This window comes from Streptomyces sp. bgisy100 (assembly GCF_057709105.1).
In genome coordinates this window covers 96,351-121,053 of record NZ_JBYITE010000005.1, presented here as the reverse complement: position 1 = coordinate 121,053, position 24,703 = coordinate 96,351, and the positions used below count along the sequence as shown (strand labels likewise).

25 protein-coding genes are annotated in these 24,703 nt (G+C 73.5%); 9 read left to right on the top strand and 16 right to left on the bottom strand.

Annotated features, from left to right (window positions below):
- The first annotated feature begins 78 nt into the window (after positions 1 to 78).
- Positions 79 to 357: a DUF6332 family protein gene (locus AC3EQ1_RS05615; RefSeq protein ID WP_432093138.1), complete on the top strand. Its 279-nt coding sequence runs from the start codon at positions 79 to 81 to the stop codon at positions 355 to 357.
- Here AC3EQ1_RS05615 and AC3EQ1_RS05610 read toward each other — a convergent pair.
- From AC3EQ1_RS05610 to AC3EQ1_RS05600, 3 genes are all read right to left on the bottom strand, one after another.
- Positions 318 to 983: a response regulator gene (locus AC3EQ1_RS05610; RefSeq protein WP_432093137.1), complete on the bottom strand. Its 666-nt coding sequence runs from the start codon at positions 981 to 983 to the stop codon at positions 318 to 320. The two genes, AC3EQ1_RS05615 and AC3EQ1_RS05610, sit on opposite strands and share 40 nt — an antisense overlap.
- The gene (locus AC3EQ1_RS05605; protein ID WP_432093136.1) at positions 984 to 2,255 is read right to left on the bottom strand and encodes a sensor histidine kinase; all 1,272 of its coding nucleotides are present in this window, start codon (positions 2,253 to 2,255) and stop codon (positions 984 to 986) included.
- A gap of 281 nt (positions 2,256 to 2,536) precedes the next feature.
- Positions 2,537 to 3,766, bottom strand: a complete 1,230-nt coding sequence (locus AC3EQ1_RS05600; protein WP_432093135.1) for a geranylgeranyl reductase family protein — start codon at positions 3,764 to 3,766, stop codon at positions 2,537 to 2,539.
- A 187-nt stretch (positions 3,767 to 3,953) separates the two neighbouring features.
- Between AC3EQ1_RS05600 and AC3EQ1_RS05595 the strand changes: the two genes are divergently transcribed.
- A complete protein-coding gene (locus AC3EQ1_RS05595; RefSeq protein ID WP_432093134.1) occupies positions 3,954 to 5,327 on the top strand; it encodes a dipeptidase in 1,374 nt (457 codons plus the stop codon).
- Between the two features lie 66 nt (positions 5,328 to 5,393).
- On the opposite strand, the gene AC3EQ1_RS05590 is transcribed toward AC3EQ1_RS05595, so the two are convergent.
- From AC3EQ1_RS05590 to AC3EQ1_RS05580, 3 genes are all read right to left on the bottom strand, one after another.
- Complete coding sequence (locus tag AC3EQ1_RS05590; protein WP_432093133.1) at positions 5,394 to 6,431, bottom strand: NUDIX hydrolase; 1,038 nt, start codon at positions 6,429 to 6,431, stop codon at positions 5,394 to 5,396.
- 603 nt (positions 6,432 to 7,034) lie between these two features.
- On the bottom strand, positions 7,035 to 7,349 hold the full coding sequence (locus AC3EQ1_RS05585) for a hypothetical protein (RefSeq protein WP_432093132.1): 315 nt from the start codon (positions 7,347 to 7,349) through the stop codon (positions 7,035 to 7,037).
- A gap of 211 nt (positions 7,350 to 7,560) precedes the next feature.
- Entirely contained in the window at positions 7,561 to 8,574 is a 1,014-nt protein-coding gene (locus tag AC3EQ1_RS05580) for an ROK family protein (RefSeq protein ID WP_432093131.1), read from the bottom strand.
- 118 nt (positions 8,575 to 8,692) lie between these two features.
- On the opposite strand from AC3EQ1_RS05580, the gene AC3EQ1_RS05575 reads away from it, so the two are divergent.
- A complete protein-coding gene (locus tag AC3EQ1_RS05575) occupies positions 8,693 to 9,739 on the top strand; it encodes a LacI family DNA-binding transcriptional regulator (protein ID WP_432093130.1) in 1,047 nt (348 codons plus the stop codon).
- A 170-nt stretch (positions 9,740 to 9,909) separates the two neighbouring features.
- On the opposite strand, the gene AC3EQ1_RS05570 is transcribed toward AC3EQ1_RS05575, so the two are convergent.
- The 5 genes from AC3EQ1_RS05570 to AC3EQ1_RS05550 form a co-directional block, all read right to left on the bottom strand.
- Entirely contained in the window at positions 9,910 to 11,190 is a 1,281-nt protein-coding gene (locus tag AC3EQ1_RS05570; RefSeq protein WP_432093129.1) for a DUF6986 family protein, read from the bottom strand.
- A gap of 160 nt (positions 11,191 to 11,350) precedes the next feature.
- A complete protein-coding gene (locus tag AC3EQ1_RS05565; RefSeq protein WP_432093128.1) occupies positions 11,351 to 12,313 on the bottom strand; it encodes an electron transfer flavoprotein subunit alpha/FixB family protein in 963 nt (320 codons plus the stop codon).
- A 90-nt stretch (positions 12,314 to 12,403) separates the two neighbouring features.
- Positions 12,404 to 13,189 (bottom strand): electron transfer flavoprotein subunit beta/FixA family protein, encoded by a 786-nt coding sequence (locus tag AC3EQ1_RS05560; RefSeq protein WP_432093127.1) that lies wholly within the window; start codon positions 13,187 to 13,189, stop codon positions 12,404 to 12,406.
- 579 nt (positions 13,190 to 13,768) lie between these two features.
- Positions 13,769 to 14,290 carry a flavin reductase family protein gene (locus tag AC3EQ1_RS05555; protein WP_432093126.1) on the bottom strand — a complete coding sequence of 174 codons (522 nt, stop codon included), beginning with the start codon at positions 14,288 to 14,290 and terminating at the stop codon, positions 13,769 to 13,771.
- 199 nt (positions 14,291 to 14,489) lie between these two features.
- Positions 14,490 to 14,903 (bottom strand): TlpA family protein disulfide reductase, encoded by a 414-nt coding sequence (locus AC3EQ1_RS05550; RefSeq protein WP_432093125.1) that lies wholly within the window; start codon positions 14,901 to 14,903, stop codon positions 14,490 to 14,492.
- A 75-nt stretch (positions 14,904 to 14,978) separates the two neighbouring features.
- On the opposite strand from AC3EQ1_RS05550, the gene AC3EQ1_RS05545 reads away from it, so the two are divergent.
- Positions 14,979 to 15,392, top strand: coding sequence for a DUF4395 domain-containing protein (locus AC3EQ1_RS05545; protein WP_432093124.1), 414 nt, complete (start codon positions 14,979 to 14,981; stop codon positions 15,390 to 15,392).
- 169 nt (positions 15,393 to 15,561) lie between these two features.
- Positions 15,562 to 16,284 carry a lysophospholipid acyltransferase family protein gene (locus AC3EQ1_RS05540; protein ID WP_432093123.1) on the top strand — a complete coding sequence of 241 codons (723 nt, stop codon included), beginning with the start codon at positions 15,562 to 15,564 and terminating at the stop codon, positions 16,282 to 16,284.
- 102 nt (positions 16,285 to 16,386) lie between these two features.
- Here the strand turns inward: AC3EQ1_RS05540 and AC3EQ1_RS05535 are convergent, their stop codons facing one another.
- The 4 genes from AC3EQ1_RS05535 to AC3EQ1_RS05520 form a co-directional block, all read right to left on the bottom strand.
- Positions 16,387 to 16,977, bottom strand: coding sequence for a transglutaminase-like domain-containing protein (locus tag AC3EQ1_RS05535; protein ID WP_432093122.1), 591 nt, complete (start codon positions 16,975 to 16,977; stop codon positions 16,387 to 16,389).
- A gap of 68 nt (positions 16,978 to 17,045) precedes the next feature.
- Positions 17,046 to 18,128, bottom strand: a complete 1,083-nt coding sequence (locus AC3EQ1_RS05530; protein WP_432093121.1) for a threonine aldolase family protein — start codon at positions 18,126 to 18,128, stop codon at positions 17,046 to 17,048.
- Positions 18,107 to 18,862, bottom strand: a complete 756-nt coding sequence (locus AC3EQ1_RS05525; RefSeq protein ID WP_432093204.1) for an SDR family NAD(P)-dependent oxidoreductase — start codon at positions 18,860 to 18,862, stop codon at positions 18,107 to 18,109. Before AC3EQ1_RS05525 ends, AC3EQ1_RS05530 begins: the two co-directional genes overlap by 22 nt.
- 23 nt (positions 18,863 to 18,885) lie before the next feature.
- A complete protein-coding gene (locus AC3EQ1_RS05520) occupies positions 18,886 to 20,283 on the bottom strand; it encodes a DUF6421 family protein (protein ID WP_432093120.1) in 1,398 nt (465 codons plus the stop codon).
- Positions 20,284 to 20,644: 361 nt separating this feature from the next.
- Between AC3EQ1_RS05520 and AC3EQ1_RS05515 the strand changes: the two genes are divergently transcribed.
- Positions 20,645 to 21,328: a glycerophosphodiester phosphodiesterase gene (locus AC3EQ1_RS05515; protein ID WP_432093119.1), complete on the top strand. Its 684-nt coding sequence runs from the start codon at positions 20,645 to 20,647 to the stop codon at positions 21,326 to 21,328.
- Between the two features lie 72 nt (positions 21,329 to 21,400).
- Here AC3EQ1_RS05515 and AC3EQ1_RS05510 read toward each other — a convergent pair whose 3' ends face one another.
- A complete protein-coding gene (locus tag AC3EQ1_RS05510; RefSeq protein ID WP_432093118.1) occupies positions 21,401 to 21,949 on the bottom strand; it encodes a GNAT family N-acetyltransferase in 549 nt (182 codons plus the stop codon).
- A 403-nt stretch (positions 21,950 to 22,352) separates the two neighbouring features.
- Between AC3EQ1_RS05510 and AC3EQ1_RS05505 the strand changes: the two genes are divergently transcribed.
- The 3 genes from AC3EQ1_RS05505 (at position 22,353) to AC3EQ1_RS05495 (ending at position 24,680) form a co-directional block, all read left to right on the top strand.
- Positions 22,353 to 22,745 carry a VOC family protein gene (locus AC3EQ1_RS05505; protein ID WP_432093117.1) on the top strand — a complete coding sequence of 131 codons (393 nt, stop codon included), beginning with the start codon at positions 22,353 to 22,355 and terminating at the stop codon, positions 22,743 to 22,745.
- A 306-nt stretch (positions 22,746 to 23,051) separates the two neighbouring features.
- A complete protein-coding gene (locus tag AC3EQ1_RS05500; protein WP_432093116.1) occupies positions 23,052 to 23,621 on the top strand; it encodes a DUF5134 domain-containing protein in 570 nt (189 codons plus the stop codon).
- 123 nt (positions 23,622 to 23,744) lie between these two features.
- Positions 23,745 to 24,680 carry a M56 family metallopeptidase gene (locus AC3EQ1_RS05495; RefSeq protein ID WP_432093115.1) on the top strand — a complete coding sequence of 312 codons (936 nt, stop codon included), beginning with the start codon at positions 23,745 to 23,747 and terminating at the stop codon, positions 24,678 to 24,680.
- Positions 24,681 to 24,703 lie beyond the last annotated feature (23 nt).

Here is a 24,703-nt window from a genome sequence, read left to right as displayed (position 1 = left end):
GCCCGTCGGGCCGACTACGCACCGTCGGTATCCGGACAGAACGATGCCCCGAGCCCCGCCGAGTGGCACACTGCCCGCATGCCGCCCGCGCGCACGCCGCTCGACCGCGACGCCCTGACCGTCGAGTTGGTCTTCGCCTTCGTCACGGGGGCGGGGGTCGCCGCCGTGGTGTTCCTCGCGGTCGCGAGCCCCGCGCTGCTGGGCGAGCTGTCCCGGGCCGAGGAGCGGCAGGTGCTGACGGCCGGCGCGGTCGCCGGCGCCGCGGGCTTCCTGTGGCGGGTGGTGCGCGTTCTGCGCGGCGTCCGGCGGGCCGCCCGTCAGCCCAGCCAGCCGGGCCGGACCAGCCCCGACTCGTAGGCGAGGACGACCAGTTGGGCGCGGTCGCGGGCGCCCAGTTTCACCATGGTCCGGCTCACATGGGTCTTGGCGGTCAGCGGGCTGACGACCAGGCGGCGGGCGATCTCCTCGTTGGACAGGCCGATGCCGACCAGGGCCATCACCTCCCGCTCCCGCTCGGTGAGCGCGGCCAGTCCCTCGGCCGCCGCGGGTTCCTTCGAACGGGCGGCGAACTCCGCGATCAGCCGTCGCGTCACTCCCGGGGAGAGCAGGGCGTCGCCGTCCACCACCGCCCGTACCGCGCGCAGCAGTTCATCCGGTTCGGTGTCCTTGACGAGGAAGCCGGAGGCGCCGGAGCGGATGGCCTCGAAGACGTACTCGTCCAGCTCGAACGTGGTGAGCATGACCACCTTCACCGCCGCCAGCTCCGGGTCCTCGCCGATCCTGCGGGTGGCGGCCAGACCGTCCAGCTCCGGCATGCGGATGTCCATCAGCACGATGTCCGGGCGGAGTTGCCGGACCAGCGCCAGGGCCTGCGCGCCGTCCGCGGCCTCGCCGGTGACCTCGATGTCGGGCTGCGCGTCGAGCAGGGCACGGAACCCGGCCCGGACGAGCAGCTGGTCATCGGCGAGCAGTACGCGGATCATTCAGGTCTCCTCCTCGGCGGCGGGGGCCTCCCGGCTCACCGTAGCCGCCGCTCCGAGCGGAATGCGGGCGAGGACACGGAAGCCGCCGTCGGGCCGGGGCCCCGCCTCGACGCTGCCCCCCAGGGCGACGGCCCGCTCGCGCATGCCGACGAGACCGTTCCCGCCTCCGCTCCCCGCTCGCCCCGCGGTAGCGGGACCCTGGTCGTCGACCCGGATCTCCAGCCGCCGCGGCGCATAGCGCAGCAGAACGGCGGCGGTGCGCGAACCGGAGTGCCGGACGACGTTGGTCAGCGCCTCCTGGACGATGCGGAAGGCCGCCAGGTCGGCACCGGGCGGGAGGGCGACCGGCGTCCCCTCGGTGCGGACGTCGACCGTCAGGCCCGCGCCGGACGCCTGCTGCGTCAGCTCGGCCAGCCGGTCCAGTCCGGGGGCGGGCGAGCGCGGCGCGTCGCCGGGGGTGCGCAGGGTGTCGAGGACCTGCCGGACCTCGCCGAGCGCCTCCTTGCTGGCCTCCTTGATGGTGATCAGCGCGGTCCGGGCCTGCTCCGGCCGCTGGTCGAGCAGCGCCAGTCCCACCCCGGCCTGCACGTTGATGAGCGAAATGCTGTGGGCCAGGACGTCGTGCAGCTCGCGCGCGATCCGCAGGCGCTCCTCGTTGGCCCGTCGCCGCTCGGCCTGCTCCCGTTCCGCGCGCTCCCGGGCGAGCCGCTCCCTGCGCAGCCGCGCCAGCTCCGAGCCGGCGACGACCGCCGCCACCCAGGCGGCGACGACCAGTTCCTGGCTCCAGGGCGCGGCGTCGTCCCCGGCGGGCGGCAGCCAGGGGTGGAGCCAGTGACCGATGACCAGGTGCCCGGCCCAGAGCAGCCCCAGAGCGGACCAGGCGGCCCACCGGTGACCGGCCACGACCGCCGTGAAGCAGGCGACGACGACGCTGATGAAGACCGGGCTGTAGGGGTAGCCGGCGCCGAGGTAGAGCAGTGTGACGGCGGCGGTGCCGAAGACCACGCACCGCGGGTACCGGTGGCGCAGCAGCAGCAGGGCGGGCCCGAGGAGCAGCAGCACATAGCCGAACGCGGCAAGGCCTTCCCGGTCCGGCTGCTTCTCCATCGCGAAGCGGGAACCGGCCAGCTGGGCCGCCGCGACGGCGACGGAGACGGCCAGGAGCGGGATCAGGGCCGGGCGGGCGCCGGGCGGTGCGGGCCACCGCCACCGGGCACGCGCCCCTCGGCCCGTGTCCCGGTCCTCCGTGCCCCGCACCCGTCCCTGGCTCATACCGGCCACGCTAGACCGGCCGGACTCCACGGAACGTCGCGCCGGCGGCGTGGTCGCGCCTACTCCCGGCGGAGTAGCCCCGTCGGCCGCGGAGGGCCATCGGGGCCGGCCGGGACAGGTGGGATGGCCACGCGCCCGGCTCCATGCGGCAGAGGCGCGGACCCCACGGCAGCACGGCCCGCGGGTGCAGGCCCAGCGAGTTCCGGCCCGGCGGATTGGGGCCCGGCAAGTGCCGGCCCGGCGAGGGCGGCGTGCCGTCCCGGCCGGGCCCGGACACGGAATCACTCGGGCGGGCTGAGCTCCGTACGGTCCCGGTCCACGGCCGTCAGCGCCCGCCGGGCCATCGGACGGGTCCGGACGATCTCGGCGAGGGTGGTCGTGCCGCGGGTGATCTTCGCGAAGGCGTTCCAGGCCGGGCGGAGACCGGTGATCGCCGCGTGCAGCAGGCCCGGGCGGCGCTCGAAGACGGCGAGCATCCGGCGCCCCACCCCCATCTCGACGCCCAGACCGGCCTTGATGGCGAAGGCGTAGTTGAGGGCCTGGCGGCGGGCGTCCACCGCGTCGTGCGCCTCCGCGATCCGCACCGCCCACTCCCCCGCGAGCCGTCCCGAGCGCAGCGCGAAGGAGATGCCCTCGCGGGTCCAGGGCTCCAGCAGCCCCGCCGCGTCCCCGCACACCAGCACGCGGCCGCGGGAGAGCGGCGAGTCGTCCGCCCGGCAGCGGGTGAGGTGCCCCGAGGAGATGCTCGGCTCGAAACCGGCCAGCCCGAGCCGGCCGATGAAGTCCTCCAGGTAGCGCTTGGTCCCGGCGCCCTCGCCGCGGGCCGAGATCACCCCGACGGTGAGGGTGTCGCCCTTGGGGAACACCCAGCCGTAACTGCCGGGCATCGGGCCCCAGTCGATGAGCACCCGCCCCGCCCAGTCCTCCTGCACGGACTCCGGAACGGGGATCTCCGCCTCCAGACCCAGGTCCACCTGGTCCAGCTTCACCCCGACATGCGCTCCTATCCGGCTGGCGCTGCCGTCCGCGCCGACGACCGCATGGGTCAGGACGGTCTCCCCGCCGGCGAGCACCACCGCGACGGTGCGCCGGTCCGGCACCGCCGGACCGTGCTGCTCCACCCGGGTCACGGTGACGCCGGTCCGCAGCGTGGCGCCGGCCTTCTGCGCCGCGGCCACCAACTGCTGGTCGAACTCCGGGCGGTTGATCAGCCCGAAGAGCATCCGGCGGGAGCGGCGGGTGCGGGCCAGCCGCCCGTTCAGGGAGAACGTCACCGCGTGCACCCGGTCGCGCAGCGGGAGTTCGAAGCCCGGCGGCAGGGCGTCCCGCGACGGGCCGATGATGCCTCCGCCGCACGTCTTGTACCGGGGCAGTTCCGCCTTCTCCAGCAGCAGGACCCGCCGCCCGGCGGCGGCCGCGGCATACGCCGCCGACGCACCCGCGGGGCCGGCCCCCACGACCACGACGTCCCACTCCGGCTCGGTGCCCTGTTCCGCGTTCTCGCTGCTCACCTGTGCTTCTGCTCCCGCTCGGCCTGGGTCCCCCGACCGAAGCCCAGAGGTGGCTCCGGCTACCGTCCGCATCCTACGGCTCATGGTCACCACGGCTCACTGTGGGAGGATCGGCAGCGTATGCACGGTACGTACGGCTCACCCCTGAACGTACCTCCGCCTTCGCACCCACGAGGAGCGCCGCCCCATGGAGCAGACCGCGGTCACCCCACTCGCCGAGACCGTCGCCTCGCTGCTGCCCCGCGCCCGGACGGAACTGGCCGAACTGGTCGCCTTCCAGTCGGTCGCCGACCCCGGCCAGTTCCCCCGGAGCGAGTGCGAAGCGGCGGCCGCCTGGGTCGCCGGGGCACTGCGCGCCGAGGGCTTCGGGGACGTCGCCCTGCTGGACACCCCGGACGGGACCCAGTCGGTGTACGGCTTCCTGCCCGGCCCCGAGGGCTCCCCGACGGTTCTGCTCTACGCGCACTACGACGTGCAGCCGCCGCTCGACGAATCCGCCTGGGCCTCCCCGCCGTTCGAGCTGACCGAGCGCGACGGCCGCTGGTACGGACGCGGCGCCGCCGACTGCAAGGGCGGCCTGATCATGCACCTCACCGCGCTGCGGGCACTGAAGGCGCACGGCGGCGTGCCGGTGAACGTGAAGGTCATCGCCGAGGGCTCGGAGGAGCAGGGCACAGGCGGTCTGGAGCGGTACGCGGAGGCGCACCCGGAGCTCCTCGCCGCGGACGCGGTCGTCATCGGCGACACCGGCAACTTCCGGGTCGGGCTGCCGACCGTCACCGCCACGCTGCGCGGGATGACCCTGGTCCGGGTGCAGGTCGACACACTCGAAGGCAACCTGCACTCGGGGCAGTTCGGCGGCGCCGCGCCCGACGCGCTGGCCGCGCTCATCCGGGTGCTGGACTCGCTGCGCGCCGAGGACGGCTCCACGGTGGTCGACGGACTGGCGCACGACGCGCGCTGGGAAGGCCTGCAGTACCCGGAGGAGGCGTTCCGCAAGGACGCGAAGGTGCTCGACGGGGTGGAGCTCATCGGCTCCGGCACCGTCGCCGACCGCATCTGGGCACGCCCCGCGGTGACCGTCCTCGGCATCGACTGCCCGCCGGTCGTCGGCGCCACCCCGTCGGTCCAGGCGGGCGCCCGCGCCCTGGTGAGCCTGCGGGTGCCGCCGGGCACCGACGCGACCGAGGCGACGAAGCTGCTCACCGCCCACCTGGAGGCCAAGGCGCCGTGGGGCGCCCGGATCACGGTGGAACAGGCCGGCCAGGGGCAGCCGTTCCGCGCCGACACCGCCAGCCCGGCGTACGAGGCGATGGCGGCGGCCATGCGGGCCGCCTACCCCGGCGAGGAGATGCAGACCGCCGGTCAGGGAGGTTCCATCCCGCTCTGCAACACCCTGGCCACGCTCTACCCGGAGGCGGAGATCCTGCTGATCGGCCTGAGCGAGCCGGAGGCCCGGATCCACGCGGTGAACGAGAGCGTGTCCCCGGAGGAACTCGAGCGGCTGTCCCTCGCGGAGGCGCTGTTCCTCACCGACTACGCGGCGTCCGCCCGGAGGTGACGGCGTCCGGGTCCGGGGCCGCGGTGCGGATGCGGGCCCGGACCCGCCCGGCGCAGGTGGGAGGACTCAGCCGACGGGAACACCCGCCTCCAGATTGAGCACGGTGGCCCGTTCGCGGGCGCGCAGTGCCCAGCGCAGCCGTTGGAAGCGCTCCTCCGGCAGCAGTTCGGCGGCCTCCTCCTCGCTGACGAAGCGCCAGCCGCGCAGCTCCGCGCCCGGCAGCAGGACCCGGTCGGCGGAACCGGGGCCCAGGCGCCCGCCGTCGAAGAGGAGCCGCAGCCCGCCGAAGGCCGGGGGCCTGGGCGGTTCCCAGTCGACCAGGAGCAGCCCGGGGACGCGGTCGAGTTCGATGCCGGTCTCCTCGGCGACCTCGCGCATCGCGGCCCGGGCAGGGGCCTCACCGGGCTCGACGACTCCACCGGGGAACTCCCACCCGGGCTTGTACGTGGGATCCACCAGCAGCACCCGGTCCTGCTCGTCGAAGAGCAGGACCCCGGCGGCCAGCGTCGGGGCGGTGGGCTCAGGGGTCTGCACGATCTCGCACGCCCCCGCGGCGCCGGTGCGTATCGCCTCGGCGATCCGTTCCGCGGTCTCGCGCGGGGTGAGCGCGCCGTTGTCCACGGGGTGGGCGTCTGCGGTGAGCCAGGGCAGCGCCTCCCGGTACCGGGCCAGGCCGTCGAGCGACCACTGCCGTACGGCGGCGCTGCGCGCGGGGTCGTCGGCGAACTCCTCGCGGCCCGATATCCGTTCGCGCAGGATCGTTTCGTCAGGCGTGAGCACCACATGCCGTACCGGAATGCGGCGCGCGGCGAGCGCACCGAAGATCTCGTCGCGGTAGTCCTGGCGGAGCACCGTCATGGGGACCACCAGCACGCCGCCCACCTCCGCCAGCACGGCGGCGGCCGCATCGACGACCAGGCGCCGCCAGATCGCGAGGTCCTGGTAGTCGGTCACCTCGTTGAGCCGCTTCTGCGGCAGCAGATACGCCAGTGCGCCGCCGATCACCTCGGGGTCGTAGAAGGTGCTGCCCGGGATCAAGTCGGTCAGTTCACGAGCTGTACTGGTCTTCCCCGCACTGAACGCACCATTGATCCAGACGATCACATTTCCCCCTATGCCATAGCCCTCAGTGGATTGCCCGCTACACCTTGCCACGGAAATGCCGCGCGGCAAGGTGGCCCCCGGGGCGCCCCGGGGCCCGTCGGCGGGCGCTCGGGCGCCCCGGTGGCGGGAGCAGCACCGATGCGCTCCGGCGGAGGGAGAGCCGGGGACGACATACACCACCGGACGGCTTGCTCCTCGACCCGCCGGCCTCCCCATATCGTCGCATTCCTCGGCTTCCACGCCATCGGTACGCGGCGTCGGCGCAGCGGCCACGGGGGCGTGTGGGGCGGATGGACCGGATCACAACAACGACAGAGCGACGGCCACCGTCCGTCGGGTTCCGGCGGACGGTGACCCGGCCCGGGCTCCGGCTCCGGCCCGGCTCCGGCTCCGGCCCCCGCCCGTGTGCCGTCGCGCCGCCGGGGCCGCCGACCCGCAGCCGCGGAACACCCCGGCTCCGCGGGCGCCCCGGCCACCCCCTGCGTCCGCATCCGGGGTGCCGGACGGCTCGTGCGGCGCGCACCGGGCCGCCCTTCGCAGCCGTGGGTGCCGCGAACAACCGTGGGTGCCGCGAAGCACCGTGAACACGCGGCCGGAACACGTTCATTTGCTCAGCTTGTCGGCGTTCCGCTCCCGCAGGCCCCAGCGTTCCCGGCCGCCGCTCTCGAAGCAGAGGGCACCCGCACGGACCAGGAGTTTGCGCAGTTCGTCGTCCTCGAAGCCCTTGAGATAGCCGCGGATGGTGGTGAAGTAGCGCGTCGGCCACCGGGAGTCCTTCAGCAGGGCGTACAGCGCGGCCTCGGCCATGAACTCGGTGCGGAGCTCCGCCCTCAGCCGGGACTCATGCTGCTTCCAGGCCAGCACGGAGGTGATGAGCGAGACCACCAGGGGGATGGCGACAGCCGTGATCCAGACCATCGCGGAACCGTAGACCTCGCGGGTTGATCCAGCGGCCGAGATACGGGAACCCCCGCCGGTCAACCCGTCGATCCGGCCAACTCCGCGCCTGTGGCCGGCGCCTGCGACCCCGCGTGGCCACGGGCAGCAGTATTCCGAACGCGCGGGCGGAGCCCGGCCGGAACCCCTGGACCGCAGACCAGGGAGCACGTCGACACGCGAGGGGTCCCGGCTACGGCACGGTGGGCGCCGGCTCCTCCACGGCCGCCGGCGAGCCGGACCGCGCCCGGACCGCGGCCGCCGCTCCCACCAGGCCCGCGTCGGTGCCCATCTGCGCCGGAACGACCTCCAGGCCCTGGACGAAGGACAGCCCGGCGTAGTCCCGGAGGGCCGCCCGGAGCGGGGCAAACAGCACCTCACCGGCGGCGGCCACTCCCCCGCCGATCACCGCGACCTCGATCTCCACCAGGGTCGCCGTGGCGGCGATACCCGCCGCCAGGGCCTGTGCGGCGCGCTCGAAGGAGCCGCGGGCCACCGGGTCGCCGGACCGGGCCGCCCGCGCCACCGCCGCGGCCGTGACGTCGCCGTCCGGCCCGGGCCGCCAGCCGCGCTCCAGCGCCCGGCGGGCGATGTTGGGCCCACTGGCTATGCGTTCCACACAGCCGCGGGCGCCGCACGGGCAGGGGTCGCCGTCCAGGTCCACGCTGATGTGCCCGATGTGCCCGGCGTTGCCGGTGGGCCCCGGGTGCAGCCGGCCGCCCAGGACGAGGCCGCCGCCGACCCCGGTGGAGACCACCATGCACAGGGCGTTCGCCCGGCCGCGGGCGGCGCCCTGCCAGTGCTCGGCGGCCGTCATGGCCACCCCGTCGGCGACCAGGGTGACCGGGAGTCCGCCGGCCGGCCACCGATTCGTCGGACCTCCGGGGCGCATGCCGCCCAGCGCCGCCCGCACCGCGTCGACCAGTGGATAGTCCCGCCAGCCGGGCACGTTGACCGGGCTGACCGTGCCGGTGGAAGCGTCGACCGGTCCCGCGCTGCCGATCCCGGCCGCGGTCACCCGCTCCCAGCCCGGGGCGCCCGCGAGTTCACCGAGCACCGCCGTGACGGCCGCCATGACGGTGTCCCCGTCCTCGTGCGCGGGGGTGGGCCGCTGCGCACGGACGACCAGCCGGCCGGCGCTGTCGACCAGCGCCCCGGCGATCTTGGTTCCCCCGATGTCGAGGGCGGCGACGAGGTCGTTCTGCATCGGGGTCGTATCTCCTGGTCGGCGGGGCTCCGGTGGTTCAGTCTCCCCAGTTTTGACAACGTTGTCCAGGCCTTATGCTCGTATCCACCCCGCCCGTGGACGCTTAAGGACCCGCACCGTGGCCGACTTCGCCCCCCGCACCGAGCGCCGCTACGGCACCCGGCCGACCATGAAGGACGTCGCGGCACGCGCCGGCGTCGGACTGAAGACGGTCTCGCGGGTGGTGAACGGCGAACCGGGCGTCACACCGGACACGATGCGCCGGGTGCAGGAGGCGATCGACGCCCTGGGGTTCCGCCGCAACGACAGTGCGCGGATCCTGCGGAAGGGCCGGACCGCGAGCATCGGGCTCGTCCTGGAGGACCTCGCCGACCCGTTCTACGGGCCGATGAGCCGCGCCGTGGAGGAGACCGCACGGGCCCACGGGGCGCTGCTCATTCACGGTTCCAGCGCCGAAGAGGCCGAACGGGAACAGGAGTTGGTGCTGGCGTTCTGCGCCCGGCGGGTGGACGGCCTCGTCATCGTCCCCGCCAGCGACGACCACACCTATCTCGAACCGGAGATAGCCGCCGGGGTGGCCACGGTGTTCGTGGACCGTCCCCCCGGCCGCATCGACGCGGACGTGGTGCTCTCCGACAGCTTCTCCGGGGCCCGCGACGGCGTCCGTCACCTCATAGCCCACGGCCACCGGCGGATCGGGTTCATCGGGGACCGGCCCCGCATCCACACGGCGGTCGAACGCCTGCGGGGCTACCGCGCCGCGATGGCCGAGGCCGGACTCCCGGTCGAGGAGTCCTGGGTGTCCCTCGGCTCCACCGAGCCGGAGCGGGTCCGGTCCGCGGCGCTGGCCATGCTCGACGCACCGGAACCCGTCACCGCGTTCTTCTCCGGGAACAACCGGGTGACGGTCACCGTCGTCCGCGTCCTCACCGGCCGCCCGCGCCCGGTGGCCCTGGTCGGCTTCGACGACTTCGAACTGGCCGATCTGCTCACCCCCGGCGTCACGGTGGTCGCCCAGGACGCCGCCCAGTTGGGCCGCACGGCGGCCGACCGCCTCTTCCGCAGGCTCGACGGCGGGGCCGGTGAGCCCGCCCGGGTGGAGCTGGCCACCCGGCTGATCCCCCGCGGCTCCGGCGAACTCCCGCCGTACGACGGCCCGGCCTGACCCGCACCCGGCGACGCTCCCGGTGCCGGGATGCCGCCCATCGGTCGCGCCGTGAGCACCGGTCCTGCCCGCTTCACCCGGGCGGCACCGGCCCGTCTGTCGAACTCCGGCTCACGACAAGGGAATCCGGGCGGAACGGGCCGGACCACCGAACGGGAGAGAGCAGCGGTTCAGGAAGCCGCGGGACGCCCGGCCAGGCGGTCGAGGTCGGCCCGGGACAGTCCGGTGAGCCCGGCCACCTCGTCGGCGTCCGTCGCGCCGCAGTCCACACCGCGGAGCAGGTAGCCGCTCAGCGCCCGCGCGGTGGCGGGCTCGTCCAGGACGGCGCCGCCCGCACGGTTCACATAGGCGGCGAGCCGTTCCGCGGCCCGGTCCAGCCCCTCGCGGTAGAAGGCGTAGACGGCGGCGTAGCGGGTGGGCAGGTGGCCGGGGTGCATGTCCCAGCCCTGGTAATAGGCGCGGGCCAACGAGCGCCGGACGAGCCCGTGGTGGAGCCGCCAGGCGTCGTGGACCTGTGCGGTGCTGCCCACCGGCAGAACGTTGGTGGAGCCGTCGGAGAGCCGGACGCCGGTGCCCGCGGCCGCGACCTGCATGACGGCCTTGGCGTGGTCGGCCACCGGGTGGTCCATGGACTGGTAGGCGGCACTGACCCCGCAGGAGGCGCTGTAGTCGAAGGTGCCGTAGTGCAGTCCCGTCGCCCGCCCCCCGGCCGCGTCGATCATCCGGGCGACGGTGGCCCGGCCGTCGGCTCCCAGGACGGCCTGGGTGGTCTCGATCTGGATCTCGAAGCCGATCCGGCCGGGCCGAAGCCCCCGCGCCCGCTCGAACTCCTCCAGCAGCCGCACCATCGCGGTGACCTGCTGGGGGTGGCTGACCTTGGGGAGGGTGAGGAGCAGGCCGTCGGGCAGGCCGCCCGCGTCCATCAGGCCGGTGAGGAAGATGTCCAGGGTGCGGATGCCGCGGTCGCGGACGGCGGCCTCCATGCACTTCATCCGGATGCCCAGGTACGGCGGGGCGGTGCCGTCGGCCACGGCGTCCGCGACGAGCCGCGCGGCGCGGGCCGCCGCGGCGTCCTCCTCGGCGTCGGGGCGGGGCCCGTAGCCGTCCTCGAAGTCGATGCGCAGGTCCTCCACGGGCTCGCGCAGCAGCTTCTCCCGCACCCGCCGGTACACCGGTCCGGCAAGGTCGTCGCCGAGCCCCAGCACCGCGGCGAACGTCCCGGCGTCGGGGGCGTGCTCGTCGAGCGCGGCCAGCGCCCGGTCGCCCCAGCTGCGCACGGTGTCGGCGGCGAAGACGTCGGCGGGGACGTAGACGGTGTGCACGGGCTGGCGGGTGCCGGGGTCGCCGGGGTAGCGGCGGGCGAGTTCGGCGTCCACGTCGGCCAGCGACGCCCCGATCTCCTGGCCCACCGCTCCGGCGAGGCTGGTGGCCACCGTCTCGTCCCGGCCCATACGACACCCTCTCTCTTCCGCTGCACGGAATCGACTATCCGTAACGTGAAGCTATCCAGGGCAGGTCCGCAGGTCAACACCCTCACGGCCCGCCGACGGGACCGCGGACGCACGAGGCCCCCGGTCGCGGCGGCGTCCGGGGGCCTCGGGGCGAAGCGGCTCAGCCCTTGCGGGTCTTGACCTCTTCGGTCAGCTGCGGGACGACCTCGAAGAGGTCGCCGACCACGCCGTAGTCGACCAGGTCGAAGATCGGGGCCTCGGAGTCCTTGTTGACGGCCACGATGGTCTTCGAGGTCTGCATGCCGGCCCGGTGCTGGATCGCGCCGGAGATGCCCGCCGCGATGTACAGCTGCGGCGAGACGGACTTACCGGTCTGGCCGACCTGGTTGGAGTGCGGGTACCAGCCGGCGTCCACGGCGGCGCGCGAGGCACCGACGGCCGCGCCGAGCGAGTCGGCCAGGGTCTCGACGATGTGGAAGTTCTCGGCACCGTTGACGCCACGGCCACCGGAGACCACGATCGCGGCCTCGGTGAGCTCGGGACGGCCGGTCGACTCGCGCGGGGTGCGGGAGACGACCTTGGTGCCGGTGGCCTTGTCGCCGAAGGTGACGGCGAGCTGCTCCACGGTTCCGGCGGCCGGGGCGGCCTCCGGAGCGGCCGAGTTCGGCTTGACGGTGATGACCGGGGTGCCCTTGGTGATGCGGGACTTGGTGGTGAAGGCGGCGGCGAACACCGACTGGGTGGCCACCGGGCCCTCGTCGCCGGACTCCAGGTCGACCGCGTCGGTGATGATGCCGGAGCCGATGCGCACCGCGAGGCGGGCGGCGATCTCCTTGCCCTCCGCGGAGGACGGCACGAGCACTGCCGCGGGGCTGACGGCCTGGTAGGCGGCCTCGAGCGCGTCCACCTTGGGCACGACGAGGTAGTCCGCGAACTCGGGGGCGTCGGCGGTCAGGACCTTCACCGCACCGTGCTCGGCGAGCACCGGGGCGGCGGTGTCGGCACCGGCGCCGAGGTGCACGGCGACGGGCTCGCCGATGCGGCGGGCGAGGGTCAGCAGTTCGAGGGTCGGCTTGCGGACGGCACCGTCCACGTGGTCGACGTAGACGAGAACTTCAGCCATGGGATTGCTCTCCTGCGAGTGCGAGGAATCTGGGGGCAGTTGGGGTGATCGCGGCAGCTCGGACGGACGTCCGGGCCGCGAGGCAGCGTTCTAGATGAACTTCTGACCCGCGAGGAACTCCGCGAGCTGCTTGCCGCCCTCGCCCTCGTCCTTGACGATCGTGCCGGCGGTGCGCGGCGGACGCTGCGCGGCGTCGTCCACCTTGGTCCAGGCGCCCTCGAGACCGACCTCTTCCGCCTCGATGCCGAGGTCCGACAGGTCCAGCGTCTCCACCGGCTTCTTCTTGGCGGCCATGATGCCCTTGAACGACGGGTAACGGGCCTCGCCCGACTGGTCGGTCACGGACACAACGGCCGGGAGGGACGCCTCGAGCTGCTCGCTGGCAGTGTCGCCGTCACGGCGGCCGGAGACCTTGCCGTCCTCGACCGAGACCTCGGACAGCAGCGTCACCTGCGGCACGCCGAGCCGCTCGGCGAGGATCGCCGGCAGCACGCCCATGGTGCCGTCGGTGGACGCCATACCGCAGATGACCAGGTCGTATCCGATGTGCTCGACGGCCTTGGTCAGAACCAGCGAGGTGCCCAGCGCGTCGGTGCCGTGCAGGTCGTCGTCCTCGACGTGGACGGCCTTGTCGGCACCCATGGAGAGCGCCTTGCGGAGGGCGTCACGCGCGTCCTCCGGGCCCACGGTCAGGACGGTGATCTCCGCGTCGTCGGCCTCGTCGGCGATCTGGAGGGCCTGCTCGACGGCATACTCGTCGAGCTCGGACAGCAGGCCGTCGACCGCGTCACGGTCGGTGGTCAGGTCCTCGGCGAAGTGCCGGTCGCCGGTGGCGTCGGGCACGTACTTCACACAGACAACGATCCTCAAGCTCACGCCGGCTCTCCTACTGCATCGTCTCTACTGGGGTGCCTCTTGCTGGCAGCATAGGCGCCATTCGGGGCGGATCCCCTGGTTGGGGCGCTCCGCACTCCCACCAAAATATTACTCGTCAGTACACTCGTACCGTTCCCGGTTATCAAGCGCTCACACCTGACCGCCAGAATGCCGTTTACGCAGGTCAGAGGCCATATCTTCGGATCGTTGGAGATGCATCTCACACGGCGGCGCCGCATATTCCGCCTTGATCGCCCACGATCGGCCCCGATCACCGACGACGGGCACGGCCCGAGCCGCGCGGAGCGGCCGAGGGGGAACGGGAGCACCGGAGGGCCTGTCGTTCGGACCAGGCCGGGCCCGCGGACGCGAACAAGTCGACGGGCGGGTCCGGGGCCGGCATACGGCACGGCCGGCGCAGCGCCGGATTCCACAGCGCAGGACTCCACACAGCACAGGACTCCACACCGCACAGGCCTCCACAGCGCGGGCCTCCGGAGCACCCGACTCCACAGCGCCGAACTCCGCGGCTCCCGGGACGTCCTGGCGCGCCGACGTGCCGGAACGGGAAGCGGCGGGTCAGTCGCGCAGGGCGTTGAAGCCGCCGTGGTGGTAGAGCAACGGCCGCACACCCTCCGGCCCCGAGGCGTCCGGCACGGCGCCCTCGACGACTTCGGCGAGCACCAGCCGGTGGTCACCGGCGGGTATCCGGGTCACCACCCGGCAGACGAGCCAGGCCAGCACCCCGTCCAGGACCGGCACCCCGTGCGGGCCGGAGTGCCAGCGGGTGGGCGGCGCGAAGCGGTCGGCGCCGCTGCGGGCGAACGTCGCGGCGAGCTCCTGCTGGTGCTCGGCGAGGACGTGCACTCCGACATGGCCCGCGTCGGCGAGGAGCGGCCACGTGGAGGACCCCGTACCGACTCCGAACGAGAGCAGCGGCGGCTCGGCGGCGACGGAGGCGAGCGAGGTCGCGGTGAATCCGGCGGGGCGGACCCCCGGAACGGTGATCACGGCGACGCCGGCGGCGTGCCGGCGGAAGGCGGAGCGCAGGAGGTCGGTACCGGCTAGCTGCAGGGCGCCGAGATCGTGCGTGGCCGTCATGGAGTTGTCCTTCTGTGGTGTGGGCCGGGTGGAGTCGTCGTTGCTCAACAGACCGGACAGCGCGCGCTGGCGTGCCGGACGAGGTCCACGTGTACCCGTCCGAAGAGAAGGAGTTCCGACCGCATGGGGGTCAGCCTGACGAGCGGCAAACCGCGACGTCAAGTGTGGTCCGGGAGATGGGAGAACCATCACGCCGCCGTCACACGGCCTCCCCCAGCGCCGCGATGACGTCCGCCCTGCGGGGCTGGCCGGAGGCGCGGCGCACGACGCGGCCCTCCGCGTCGAGCACCAGGACGGTGGGGGTGCGCAGGATCTGCAGGGAGCGGACGAGTTCGAGCCGGTCCTCCGCGTCGATCTCCACATGGGCCACGCCGTCGACCATCCCGGCGACCTCGGTGAGGGTCCGGCGGGTGGCCCGGCAGGGCTGGCAGAACGCGCTGGAGAACTGGACGAGCGTCGCCTTCCGCCCCAGACTCGCGCCCAGTTCGGCCGCGTCCAGCCGCACGTCACCGTCACGACCCCGCACCTTCAGCCTCCCGCTCCGTCGGGTGTGCACCACTCCATAGGCACCGGCCACCGCCAGCACCGCCAGGCACACCATCAGTCCGGTCATCCTCGACTCCAGCGTTCATGGGACTGCAAGAATTCCCGAAGCCATCATTCCGCTTCGCTGCGGCATGCTGAGGCCATGACTGCGGCCATGGACATACGAGGACCGAGATTCGGCGCCGCCGTGACCAGTGCGGTGCTGGCCACCGTGCTGATCACGGGGAGCGCGCCGCTGCTGGCCTGGCAGGCCCTGTGCTTCGCGGTGGGAGCGGCGGCCGGGGTGCCCCGGTCGCCGTACGGATGGCTGTTCCGGACCGTGGTGCGCCCGCGGCTGGGACCGCCGGCCGCGTTCGAGAACCCGGCTCCGCCGCGCTTCGCGCAGACCGTCGGCCTCCTCTTCGCCCTGGTGGGCCTCGCCGGATACCTCATGGGGCCCCCATGGCTGGGCATGGCGGCGACCGGGTTCGCCCTCGCGGCCGCCTTCCTCAACGCCGCCTTCGGCTACTGCCTGGGGTGCGAGATGTACCTGCTGGTCCGCCGGGCCACGGCATGAGCGAACACGGGGCAGAAGGGGCAGACGTGACGAGGATCTCCTGACGAGGAGCCTCCTGGGCTGGCCGAAGCCTCCGCGATCAGGCACGATCTGCCCAAAGCCAGAAACCTACGTCTGCGTAACTTCGCCGGGAGCACCCTCCCCGGGCCGTACAGAAGGGTCCCCCTGCATGGCAGAGCTCGTCTACCCGCCGGTGATCGGCGCCGCCCGCACCATGTTCAAGGCGCTCGACCTGCGCTTCGACATCCAGGGAACCGAACACATACCCCGGCGCGGTGGAGCCGTCCTGGTCAGCAACCACATCGGCTACCTGGACTTCGTGTTCTGCGGGCTCACCGCCCTGCCCGCCAAGCGCCTGGTGCGCTTCATGGCGAAGGAGTCGGTCTTCCGGCACAAGATCTCCGGTCCGCTGATGCGGGCGATGAAGCACATCCCGGTGGACCGGGCGCAGGGCGAGCACGCCTATGCGCACGCGCTCAAGGCGCTGCGCTCGGGCGAGATCATCGGGGTGTTCCCGGAGGCCACGATCTCGCAGTCGTTCACCCTGAAGAACTTCAAGTCGGGCGCCGCCCGGCTGGCGCAGGAGGCGGGCGTGCCGCTGCTGCCGATGGCGCTGTGGGGCACCCAGCGGCTGTGGACCAAGGGCAAGCCGCGCAACCTCGGCCGCAACCACATCCCGATCACCATCCGGGTGGGGGAACCGATGGACACCGACCCGGGCGAGACCACGGTGGGCATCACCCAGCGGGTCCGGGCGCGGGTGCAGGACCTGCTGGAGGCCGCGCAGCGTTCCTATCCGGTGCGCCCCAAGGGTCCGGACGACACCTGGTGGGTCCCGGCGCACCTGGGAGGCACCGCCCCGCCCCCGCCGCAGACGGCCGGGCAGGGCTGAGGCCCGCGGCCCGTCCTCGCGAACGCGCCGACGGGCCCGGAGGCAGCACCGTTGTGCCGCCTCCGGGCCCGTCGGTGCATTCGCTCCCGCCCCGCCGGCCGGTCAGCGGACACCGGTGAGCTCGCGGGGCAGCAGCTCCAGCAAGTGGGTCCGGTCCGCGGCCCGCCGGAACGCCGCCAGCACGTCCGGGTGCGGAGCGGCGTGCACGGTGCCGTAGTCGTGCTCACCCCGCTCGGGCCGGACGGGGTACGCGAGTTGCTCGCGGTCCAGGCTGAACCGGGCGTTCACTCCGGGCTTGTTGCCGCGCGGGTCCAGACGGGCCCAGCGCTCCTCGGCCGGCAGCCACAGGGCAACCAGGCCGTGCACCACGTCGTGCCGCTGATAGCAGAAGCCGGTGGGGACCGAGCGGGCGCGCAGCAGCGCCGCGAGTGCGTGGGACTTGGCGTGACAGATGCCGTTGCGGGTGGCCAGCACCTCGGAGGCGCGCAGGGCGACCCGCTGGTCGCCGCTGTCGCAGGAGTGCGGGACGGTGTCCCGGACGAACGTGAAGGCCGCCCTGGCGTAGGCGTACGGGCCGGCGGTGCCGGCCGCCAGCCGGTCCGCGGTGGCGCGCACCAGCGGGTGCCGGTGGTCCACGATGTCGTCCGCGGCGAGATAGGCCGACTCATCAGGGGCGTCCGGGGTGAGGTGCATGCCCGGAGCGTAGGAAAGCACCCGGTCGACATCAATCGATTTTCGACCGGGTGCATACCTATACAGCGCTACTGCTTGCCCATCTCCTCGGCCACGGCGGTGGCGAACGCGTCCACGTCCGCCTCCGCGGTGTCGAAGGAGCACATCCAGCGCACCAGGCCCGCGGCCTCGTCCCAGAAGTAGAAGCGGTACCGCTTCTGCAGCCGCTCCGCGACATCGTGCGGCAGGGTCGCGAACACCGCGTTGGACTGCACGGGGTACACGATCTCCACGCCGGGCACGTCCCGCACCCCGTCGGCGAGCCGCCGGGCCATGGTGTTGGCGTGCCGGGCGTTGCGCAGCCACAGGTCCCCGGCGAGCAGGGCCTCCAACTGCGCCGAGACGAAGCGGCACTTGGACGGCAGCTGCATGGACAGCTTGCGTATGTGCTTCATCGCCCGGGCCACGTCCGGGTTGATGACGACCACGGCCTCGCCGAACACCATGCCGTTCTTGGTGCCGCCGAGCGAGAGGATGTCCACGCCCACCGCGTTGGTGAACGCCCGCATCGGACGGTCCAGGGACGCCGCGGCGTTGCCCAGCCGGGCGCCGTCGAGGTGGACCAGCATCCCGAGCTGATGAGCGTGTTCGCAGATCGCCCGGATCTCGTCCGGGGTGTAGACGGTGCCCAGCTCGGTGCTCTGGGTGATCGAGACGACCTGCGGCATCGCGCGGTGCTCGTCGTCCCAGCCGAACGCCTGCCGGTCGATCAGCTCGGGGGTGAGCTTGCCGTCCTCGGTGGGCACGGTGAGCAGCTTGAGCCCGCCGACCCGCTCGGGCGCCCCGCACTCGTCCACGTTGATGTGGGCGGACTCGGCGCAGATCACGGCGCCCCAGCGGTCGGTCACCGACTGCAGCGCCACGACGTTCGCGCCGGTGCCGTTGAAGACCGGGAAGGCCCGCGCGGTCGGCCCGAAGTGGCTGCGCACGACGCGCTGGAGATGCTCGGTGTACTCGTCCTCGCCGTAGGCGATCTGGTGACCGCCGTTGGCGAGGGCGAGCGCCGCCAGGACCTCCGGGTGCGCGCCCGCGTAGTTGTCGCTGGCGAATCCGCGCAGCTCGGGATCGTGGCGCCGCTTGGCGTCAGTGGTCACGTTTGCGGAGTCAGCCACAGACGGTTTCCGTTCACTTCCTCGGCGGGCCGGCCCCAGACGCCGACGATGGACTCGGCCAGGTCGGAGACGTCGGTGAAGCCCGCGAACTTCGCGTTGGGGCGCTCGGCACGCATGGCGTCGTGCACCAACGCCTTCACCACCAGGATCGCAGCCGCCGCCTGCGGACCGCCTTCGCCCCCCTCCTTCTTGAAGGCGTCGGCGAGGGCGAGGGTCCAGGCCTCCGCGGCGGCCTTGGAGGCGGCGTAGGCGGCGTTGCCCGCGGTGGGCTTGCTGGCCCCGGCCGCGCTGATCAGCAGGTAGCGGCCGTTGCCGCTGCGCTGCAGCGCGTCGTGGAAGGCCAGCGAGGTGTGCTGCACGGTGCGGATGAGCAGGTTGTGCAGCGTGTCCCAGTCGGCGAGCGGCGTCTCGCCGAACGTCCGGCTGCCGCGCCAGCCGCCCACCAGGTGGACCAGGCCGTCGACCCGGCCGAACTCCTTCTCGGTGCGGGCCGCCCACTCCCGGGTCGCGTCCAGGTCGAGGAGGTCCACCGTGTCGCCGGTGACCGTGGCGCCGCCGTGCGCGTAGCGCGCCTCGTCGACCGCCTCGGCGAGCCGGGCCGCGTCCGCGTCGGACGCCACGACGGTGGCTCCCGCCTCCGCGAGCCGGAGCAGCGTCGCCCGCCCCGCGGGGCCGGCCGCGCCCGCCACCGCCACTACGGCGCCCTCGAGGGCCCCCTTGCCGTTGCTCGTCATTGTCGTCGCCTCTCCGGACTCGGTCACGCGGCCACCTGCTCGGCGCTCTGCGCCGTGATGCCCTTGGTGGAGGCGATCACGCCCTTGAGCTTCTTGGCGAGGGCCTCGTAGAACATGCTGAGCGGAAACTCGTCGGGAAGCACGTCATCGACGAGCTTGCGGGGCGGCTGTGTGAGGTCGAGGGCATCCGGGCCCTTGGCCCAGGTGGATCCGGGGTGCGGGGCGAGGTAGGTCGAGACGAGACCGTACGCGGCGAACCAGTGGACGAGCTTGGGGCGGTCGATGCCGTCGCGGTACAGCTTCTCGATCTCGGAGCAGAGCTGGTTGGTGACCTGCGGAGCTCGGTCCCAGTCGATGTGCAGGGTGTTGTCCGTCCAGCGTACGACGTCGTGCTGGTGGAGGTAGGCGAACAGCAGCTGGCCGCCGAGCCCGTCGTAGTTGCGCACCCGGTCGCCGGTGACCGGGAAGCGGAACATCCGGTCGAAGATCACCGCGTACTGCACGTCGCGGGCCTGGGCGAAGCCCTCGGCCTCGAGCTTCACGGCCTCCTTGAAGGCGGTGAGGTCGCAGCGCAGCTCCTCCAGGCCGTACATCCAGAACGGCTGGCGCTGCTTGATCATGAACGGGTCGAACGGCAGGTCGCCGTGGCTGTGGGTGCGGTCGTGCACCATGTCCCAGAGGACGAACGCCTGCTGGCAGCGGTCCTGGTCGGCGAGCATCTCGCGGATGTCCGCGGGCAGGTCGATGCCGAGGGTCTCGACGGCGGCCTCGCTGACCACCCGGAAGCGGGCGGCCTCGCGGTCGCAGAAGATGCCGCCCCAGGTGAAGCGCTCCGGCGCCTCGCGGACGGCGATGGTCTCCGGGAAGAGCACCGCGGAGTTGGTGTCGTAGCCGCTGGTGAAGTCCTCGAAGGTGATGCCGACGAAGAGCGGGTTGTCGTAACGGGTGCGCTCCAGCTCGGCGAGCCACTCGGGCCACACGACCCGGAGCACGACGGCCTCCAGGTTGCGGTCCGGGTTGCCGTTCTGGGTGTACATCGCGAAGACGACGAGGTGCTGGAGGCCGTCGGCACGCTGAGCGGCGGGCTGGAAGGCCAGCAGGGAGTCCAGGAAGTCCGGCACCCCGAAGCCGCCGTCGGCCCAGCGGCGCAGGTCGGCGACGAGCGCCCGGTGGTACTCCGCGTCGTGCGGCAGCAGCGGCGAGAGCTCCTCGACGGCCGATATCACGCGGGTGAGCGCGGCCTCCACGGTGGCGCGGCCGGGCGCGCCCTGGGCCTCGAGGTCGATCGAGCCGTCCTTGGCCTGCCAGGAGCGGATCTCCTCCACGGCATCCTTGAGCACGGGCCAGGACGGGTGATCAACCACGCGATCCGCGGGCAGAACTCCGCCTTCCGCACGGCTCTGCACAAGAATTTCCGTCATCACTCACCTTCCACGAAAGAACCTCGCGTCAAGACACGGTATCCGGACGACGTGGCTTCACTCAAGCGGAGTAGCCGGAAATTATCCGGCCCGACCGCCCCCGAAGCCGAGGTTTTTCCTGCCGGGGACCCGTACCCATGATGACCGCACCCATTCCCTCGGCGGTACGCGAACGGGCGGCCGGGGCGCTCACCGGTCCCCCGGGGCCCGGAACGACGGCCCGGAGCGGGGTATCGCGTCAGCTCACGGGGGACGCGCCCACGCACGGGTGACCGGCTTCGCACCCTGCAGCAACGGCCGTACCCGCGGTTAGGCTGCCAAGCCGGTTCAGTGGCAGCCGACCCCCGGAATGGAGACAACCGTGACCTTCCTCACCATCGGGCACCGCGGCGTGATGGGTGTCGAGCCGGAGAACACCCTGCGCTCGTTCGTACGCGCCGATCAGGAGGGACTGGACGTCATCGAGCTGGATCTTCATCTGAGCAAGGACGGCGCGCTCGTGGTGATGCACGACGCGGAAGTGGACCGCACGACGGACGGCCAGGGCCCGATCGCCGACTTCACCCTGGCCGAGTTGCGCGGGCTGGACGCGGGGCAGGGCGAGCGCATCCCGGTGTTCGAGGAGGTCCTCGACGCGGTGCGGGCCCCGCTCCAGGCCGAGATCAAGGACGTCGCCGCGGCGCAGGCGCTCGCCGCGGTCATGCGCCGGCGCGATCTGGCGGGCCGGGTCGAGGTGCTCTCGTTCCACGACGAGGCCATCACGGAGGTGCGCCGGCTGCTGCCGGAGGTGCGCACCGCGCTGGTCGCCAGCCGGTACGGCACCGAGGTCGTGGACCGCGCGGTCGCGGCCGGGGCCGGGACGCTGGTGCTGAACATCCGGCGGCTCACGCTGGAGACCGTGGAACGGGCCCGCGCCGCCGGTCTGCGGGTGATCGGCTGGGTGGTCAACACTCAGGATCAGCTGCGCCTGGTGCGGGCGCTCGGGCTGGACGGAGCGACCACCGACTTCCCGGAGATCAAGCGGACCAGCCGCTTCACGGCGTAGCCGTACCGCCCCGGCTCCCGGTGCGGGGGCCCCGGCGGCCGGTCCCCACGGACCGGCCGCCGGGGCCCCGGATCACCCCAGGTCCTTGACCAGGAGCTCGAACTGCAGGTCGTCGCGCTGCGGGATGCCGAACCGCTCGTCGCCGTACGGGAAGGGGGTCATCCGGCCGGTGCGCCGGTAGCCGCGGCGCTCGTACCAGGCGATCAGGTCGTCCCGCGCCGAGATCACCGTCATGTGCATCTCGCGCACGGCCCAGCTCTCGTGCGCGGCCCGCTCGGCCTCCGCCAGCACCACCCGGCCCAGCCCCGATCCCTGGAGTTCCGGCCGGATCGCGAACATGCCGAAGTAGGCGTGTTCTCCACGGTGTTCCAGCTGGCAGCAGCCGACGAGGACGCCGTCCCGCTCGACGACGAGCATCCGGCTGTCCGGGCTCGTCACCACGGCCGCGACGCCGTCGGGGTCGGTCCGCTGCCCCTGGAGCAGGTCCGCCTCGGTGGTCCAGCCGACGCGGCTGGCATCGCCGCGGTACGCCGACTCGATGAGTCCGACGAGCGCCGGGATGTCGGCTTCGGCCGCATCCCGGAAGGTCGGCGGGGCGGAAGGGGCTGCGGCGGTGTCCATCGCGGGCGGATCCTCTCGTACGGCCTGGCGCCTCCCCGGGGCGAGGGCGCGTCCATGGCGTCCCGCCCGGCCTGCGTCCGGACGGCGGGACCCTGCGGACGCGCCCCGGCGACGCGGCGCTGTGGCGTCCGAGGCTAACAACGCCGCGCCCGTACCGGCCCCGTCGGCCGGACGGTTTCCGGCCGACGCAGGGGCCGGGCGCGCCCGGCGAGGGACCGGGCCGAAGCGGGGCGACCGGTGATCTCCGGCGGCGGACTGCGCCGACCGGGCGGTACGGACGGCGGCCCCGGTGCAGGTGGTCGCCTACCGCTGCCGGGTGCCCCGGCCACCGGGACCGTCTCCGCGGCGGCCCGGCCGCCCGGCGGGCGGGTTTACCCGGGGGGTTTCTGTGCAGCTTCCCGACATGGTGCATGTACTGAGCAGCCGCATCCTGTTGCGTCCCACCGATCCGGACCGCTCCCGGGCCTTCTACGGCGAGGCGCTGGGCCTGGCCGTCCACCGCGAGTTCGGCACCGGTCCCGAGCGGGGCACGGTGTACTTCCTGGGCGGGGGCTTCCTGGAGGTCTCCGGGCGCACGGAGGAACCGGCCTCCCCGGGCCTCCAGCTCTGGCTCCAGGTCGCGGACGCGGCGCAGGCGCACGAGGAGCTGGCCGCCCGCGGGGTGACCGTGCTGCGCCCTCCGGTGCGGGAACCCTGGGGGCTGATCGAGATGTGGATCTCCGACCCGGACGGCACCCGGATCTGCGTCGTCGAGGTGCCCGAGGACCACCCGCTCCGGTACCGCCCGGGCATCTGAGCCCGCTCCGGCGCGCGGGCGGACGCATGTGCGGGCCAGGGCTTCGGAGCGCCGCAGCCGGGCCCCGAGGCGGCCGAGCCCGGCGGTCCGTGTCTCCGGGCCCCGTGTATCCGGCCCCGTGTATCCGGGCCCCGTGTCGTCGTGTGTCCCGTGCCGTCCGCGTCGGCGGCCGCGCCCCGGCGGTCCGCTCCCGGCCGCACCGCCCTCCCACCGACCGCGCCCCCCGGTGTGCGCCCGTGCGCTCCCGTGTGCCGGGGAGCCGTGGGCAGCCTCCCCGCGTGTCCCGTCCGGACCGGGAGGTGCGCCGTGCACGGACCGCCGCTGGTCGGCTGGCTGCTCGTCGTGGTGTGCGGAGCGAGCGGGGCGTACCTGCTGTTCCTGCGGTCCGCCGGCCCGCCGGAGCTGCGCCGCGGCGCCGGGGGCGAGGCACTGATGGGGCTGGTCATGGCGGCCATGGCGCTGCCGCTGCCCCAGCCGCAGCCGTGGTCGGCCCGGGCGTTCGCGGCGGTGTTCGCCGTCCTGGCGGTGCACGGCCTGCTCCCCGCGCGCGGGGACGGTCACCGGGTGCACCACGTCGTGGGCTCACTCGCGATGGTCTACGCCGCACTGGCGATGCCGACGGCGGCCGGACCGGGGCACCCCGGTCACTCGGCCGCCCAATCGCCGGGCGGACTCCCCCTGGTGACGGGGCTGCTGCTCGGTTACTTCGCGGTCTACATGCTGTGTGCGGGCGCCCGGCTCGTGCCGGCCGGCGGTGCGCCGGCCACGCGCCCGGGACCGCCGCCGGGCCTCGGCCGGGTGCTGCGGCCCGAACCGGCCACGGCCTGCCGGGTGTCGACGGCGATGGCGATGTTCGCCATGCTCCTGACCGTCTGAACGCCATGCTCCCGGCCGTCCTAACCGGCCCGGTGCCGTCCGGTCCCACCGGGTTCGTGGTGTGCGTCACTTCGCGGTCGAGGCCATACCCGTTGGTAGCCGGGCGCTCGTAGGCTGACGGCCATGATGCTCCCGCTCGCGCTGCTGGTCCTCGCCGGGCTGACCGCGGCCGTCGCCCCGCGCCTTCTGCCGGGCACCGAGTGGGCGGACCGCGAACCGGTGCTGGCCCTGTGGGTGTGGCAGTGCGTGGTGGCGGCGGTGCTGCTGTGCTGCACGCTGGCGATGGCGCTGAGCGCGGCGGGTGCCTGGGAGGACGTCCGCGGCCAGGTCTTCGCCCCGGCGCCGCACGGCGTGGTCGAGGCGTACGCGCTCCACGGGTACGGGCCCTGGGCCGGCACCGTGGCCGCCGCCCTGGCCTGTGGCGGCGCGTGGACCGCGGCGATGCTCACCCGCGAGATCCGGTCCGCGCGCGCCGAACGCCGCGTGCGGCGGGCGGAGTTGCTCCGGCGCTCCCCCCGGCTCCCCGGCGAGCACGCGGCCGAGGACCGGCTGGTGGTCCTGGAGGGCGAGCGCCCGGACGCCCGCCGGCTGCCGGGGCCGACGCCCCGGCTGGTCATCACCACAGCGGCGCTGCGGCGGCTGGACCGGCGCCAGCTGGACGCGGTGCTGGCGCACGAGCAGGGCCATGCCCGGGCCCGGCACGACTGGCTGCTGCACTGTTCCTCGGCCCTGGCCAACGGCTTTCCCCAGGTGCCGGTGTTCGCGGCGTTCCGCGACGAGATGCACCGGCTGGTGGAGCTGGCCGCCGACGACACCGCGTCACGGCGTTTCGGGCGGCTGGCGATCGCCCTGGCCCTCGTCGAACTCAACGAGGAGCGCGGGGTGTTCGGCCCGTGCCCGACGCCGCTGGCCCAGGTCCCGCAGCGGGTGGACCGGCTGCTGGCGCCCGCCCCCCGGCTGAGCCCGGGGCACCGGCTGCGGCTCACCGCGGCCGCGGCGCTCGTTCCGGTGGTCCCGCTGCTCGTGACCGGCGTCCCGGCCCTGCGGGTGCTCGGTTGACACCCGCTTCGAGCGGCGTCCCC